The organism is Nocardioides stalactiti (assembly GCF_014180715.1).
Lineage (GTDB): Bacteria > Actinomycetota > Actinomycetes > Propionibacteriales > Nocardioidaceae > Nocardioides > Nocardioides stalactiti.
Genome location: NZ_JACEFC010000201.1, coordinates 1 through 3,940, shown reverse-complemented (window position 1 = coordinate 3,940; position 3,940 = coordinate 1). Strand labels below are relative to the sequence as shown.

Here is a 3,940-nt window from a genome sequence, read left to right as displayed (position 1 = left end):
CACGACCGCACCGGCCGCCTCCTGGAGGTCGTCGGCGCCGACGACGTCGGCGAGCCGCGGCAGCTCGGGCACCTTCGCGGTCCGCTGGAGGACGGCGAGGTAGAGGTCCCGCTTGGACCCGAACTCGTGATAGAGCCAGCCTCGGTTGACCTCGGCGTCGGCCGCGATCGCGACCGTCGACACCTTGCCGTACGGCGTGCCGGCGAAGTGCTGCGCCGCGGCCCGCAGGATGCGGTCGCGGCGGTCGGTGAGCGCTTCGGCGGACATGGGCACAAGGTACCCGGCACCCGGACAGGTGCTAAGAAGGGTCTACGACGCCGTCGCCAGCTCAGCTGCCAGCGCCCCGGCGAGGTCGCCGTGGGGCGCCACGACCACGTCGTCGAGGCCGAGCCAGCCCGCGAGCCGGCGGAGCTCTGACGCGAGCTCGGCGGCCGTCTCGACAGGCGCGCTCGGCTCGGCGAACGAGCCCTGGACGAGCAGGGTTCGCGTCGGCCGATCGGCCTTGAGGTCGACCCGGCCGACGATCCGGTCACCGAGGAGGAACGGCAGCACGTAGTAGCCGTGGACCCGCTGGGCGGCCGGGGTGTAGATCTCGATCCGGTAGAAGAACTCGAAGAGGGCCTCGGTGCGGTCGCGCTCCCACACCACGGGGTCGAACGGGCTCAGCAGCGCGCGAGCCCCGATCCGCCGCGGCAGCCGCGCCTCGCGGTGCAGGTAGGCCGGCCGCCGCCAGCCCTCGACGCTGACCCGCTCGAGCTCACCGGCCGCGACCAGCTCCTCGGCAGCGGCGCGCGCCGGACCGACCTTGATCCGGTAGTAGTCGCCGAGGCAGTGGGCGCTCGCGACGCCGTGCGAGCGCGCAGCCCGCCGGATCAGCTCGCGCACCGCCTCGTCCTCGTCGAGGTGCCGAGAGGCGAGGACCTCGGCGGGCAGCACCCGCTCGGGCAGGTCGTAGCGGACCTCGAACTGGCTGTTGCGCCCCGCGATGGCGAGCTGGCCGGTCATGTAGAGCAGGTCGAGCGCCTTGCGTGCTGCGGACCAGTTCCACCCCCAGCCGCCCTTGTCACGGACCTCGCCGTCGTCGAGGTCGCGCGCGGTCACCGGTCCGCGGGCCTCGACCTCCTTGAGGACCCGCTCGCGCAGCATCGGATCGATGCCGGGCCACCACTTGAACTCCCTCTCGGCGTAGTGAGCCATCCGGAACCGCATGACCGGCCACAGCTCGACCGGCATGAACGCCTGGACGTGCGCCCAGTACTCGACCACCCGCCGTGGCCGCCCCTCGGCGGCCCGCTTGAGCAGGTCGACGTCATAGGGACCCATCCGCGAGTAGAGCGGCATGAAGTGGGCGCGCTGGAGGACGTTGACCGAGTCGACCTGGAGCACACCGGTGCGCGCCAGGGTCCGCTGGAACGTCCGCATCGTCGGCACCGCGTGCCGCGGGTCCGCGAACCCCTGCGCCGCGAGCGCGATCCGGCGGGCCTGCGCCCGGGACAACGACTGGGACGACTGCACGTCGCGAGCCTAGAGCGCCCCGCCGACACCAACGTGCACCCTGCGGTCCACGAACCCGCAGGCTTCGGCCATCGAACCCGCAGAGTTTGGTCGATTAGCCGGATCACGACGCCGAACCTTGCGGGTTCGGCGACCGAAGTGTGCGGGTTCGGCGACCAAAGTGTGCGGGTTCGCGGTCACTCGAGCTCGACGAGCTTCTCCCGGACGGCGTACATGACGGCTTCCATCCGCGAGTGGAGCTGGAGCTTCTCCAGCATGTTGCGCACGTGGTTCTTCACGGTGTTCTCGCTGATCGCGAGCCGGTGGGCGACGTCGCGGTTGCTGAGGCCCTTGGCCACCAACCGGAGGACGTCGAGCTCGCGCTCGGTGAGCTTGAGCGCCGGGCCCTGGGACCGGTCGGGGCGCGACATGGTCTTGAACTCGTCGATGAGCTTGGCGGCCATCGACGGGCTGATCAACGACTGCCCCTCGGCGACCACCCGGATGCCCTGGGCGACCTCCTCGATCGAGGAGTCCTTGAGCAGGTAGCCGGACGCACCGTTCTTGACCGCCTCGTAGAGGTCGGCCTCCTCGTCGGAGACGGTGAGCATCACGATCTTGGTCGTCGGGGACGACGCCTTGATCGCCACGCACGCCTCGATGCCCGACTGCTTCGGCATCCGGACGTCGAGCAGGACGACGTCGGGGGCGGTGCTGACGGCCAGCTCCGTGCCCTCTGCGCCGTCGCTCGCCTCGCCCACGACCTCGATGCCGTCCTCGACACCGAGCAGCATCGTCAGACCACGACGGAACAGCTCGTGGTCGTCGACCACGAGAACGCGCACAGGTTCGTTGCCACTCCCCACCCGTGCATCATGACACGGGCNCCGGTCGCCTCCGAGCCGAGGCCCAGCGAGATGACGCCGTAGTCGTAGCCCTTGCGGCGGTAGACGACCGCCGGGCGCTCGCTCTCCTTGTCGACGTAGAGGTAGAAGTCGTGGCCCACGAGCTCCATCTCGTAGAGGGCCTGGTCGAGGGTCATCGGGCTCGCCGGGTGGGTCTTCTCGCGGACGACGAGCGGTCCGTCGCCCGTCACCGTGATCGGCCCGACCTGGCGCTCCTCGACGGTGTCGACGGCCTCGGCGACAATGGGGGCGGAGTCGAGCCCGTCGACCGGCACGCCGGCCAGCGCCTGGCCGACCGACACCGGGGAACGGCGCCCGCGGTGCACGCGACGGCGGTCAGCGGCCCGTCGCATCTGCGAGGCCATCTTGTCGAGAGCGAGGTCGAGGGCGGCCATCTTGTCGTCGGCCGCGGCCTCGGCCCGGATCACCGGGCCCTTGGAGAACGCCGTGAGCTCGACGTGGACGGCGTGGTCGTGCTGGCGCGGGTTGGGTTCGCTGTCGACCTCGACGTGGACCCGGATGATCCGATGGTCGTGCTTCTCCAGCTTCGTCAGCTTCTCGGCCGCGTGTGCTCGAAAGCGATCCGAGATCTCGCAGTGCCGTCCGGTGACCACGACGTCCATCAGGTACCTCCAGTTGTTGGATGATGGGACTTGTTCAGCTGTTCAGCGACGAGGTGCACGCACCCCGGGAGATGGCATGGAGCCCGCCGCCGCCGACCTGGTCTTCTCCCCCACACTCGCCTGCTGGGGCTTGGCAGCTTGGTGCCACGCGACCCTCTCTCGCGGTCGGTCACATCTGGTGACCGGCACGAGGCAGGACTGACGACTAAGCCGCACCGTGATCGTCGACGCGCGCGCCGACTTACGTGGACCGTTTTGCCTGCGACTGGCATCGGCTTGTCGTGGGGCGCCCGGCATGTCTGCTGGCGTCCCGACGACGCAACCACGGACCGGGGCGGACTCCATGTAGAGACGTTAGACCCTCGGTGGTGAGCGGGAAAGGGTTCACCCTCTATTCCGGACCTTGGTCCCTTCCCGGGGCCCTCGGCGGCAGGCGACGACGAGTGGCGGCGACCGCCGCCACCGCGAGCACCGGCACCCCCACCGCCTCGAGCGCACGTTGCGCCTCCCGTGCGGTCGCGCCGGTGGTGATGACGTCGTCGCAGACGACGACGTGGGCGACCCTGCCCGCGTGGCGTCGTACGACGGCCGCGGGAGCGGTCATCGAACGGTCGAGGTTGGCGCGCCGCGCGGCGGCGTCGAGGCCCGCCTGGTCGGCCAGGCCTGCCCGCGTGCGCAGCATCCGGGCGACGCCGGCCGACGCACCGGCGGCGGCGAGGGCGCGCACGGCGCGACGGGTCATCGCGAGCGTGGGGTCGTGACCGCGCTGACGGACCACGGCCGGGCGGGACGGGACGGGGACGAGCAGCAGCGGCCCTCCCCGCGGACCCACCTCGCGGTCGACCGCCTCGGCGACGGCCGTCGCGAGCAGGTCGCCGAGCGGCCGGGTGAGGCCGAGCAGACGCCGCTCCTTGTGGC

Annotated in this window: 4 protein-coding genes and 1 pseudogene; all 5 read right to left on the bottom strand. The window is 71.1% G+C overall.

The annotated features are described in order from the left end of the window. Nucleotides 1-267, bottom strand: a 267-nt coding sequence (locus H0487_RS22075) for a TetR/AcrR family transcriptional regulator (protein WP_183096360.1), incomplete at its 3' end; no start/stop codon positions are given. 42 nt (nt 268-309) lie between these two features. Beyond that, nucleotides 310-1,515: a winged helix-turn-helix domain-containing protein gene (locus H0487_RS22070; protein ID WP_183096359.1), complete on the bottom strand. Its 1,206-nt coding sequence runs from the start codon at nt 1,513-1,515 to the stop codon at nt 310-312. A 176-nt stretch (nt 1,516-1,691) separates the two neighbouring features. Then, nucleotides 1,692-2,339 (bottom strand): response regulator, encoded by a 648-nt coding sequence (locus H0487_RS22065; protein ID WP_312856057.1) that lies wholly within the window; start codon nt 2,337-2,339, stop codon nt 1,692-1,694. Between the two features lie 65 nt (nt 2,340-2,404). Next, nucleotides 2,405-3,022: pseudogene (hpf, locus tag H0487_RS22060) on the bottom strand (ribosome hibernation-promoting factor, HPF/YfiA family); the annotation flags it as partial. Between the two features lie 391 nt (nt 3,023-3,413). Then, on the bottom strand, nt 3,414-3,940 hold a 527-nt coding region (locus tag H0487_RS22055), incomplete at its 5' end, for a ComF family protein (protein ID WP_376766701.1).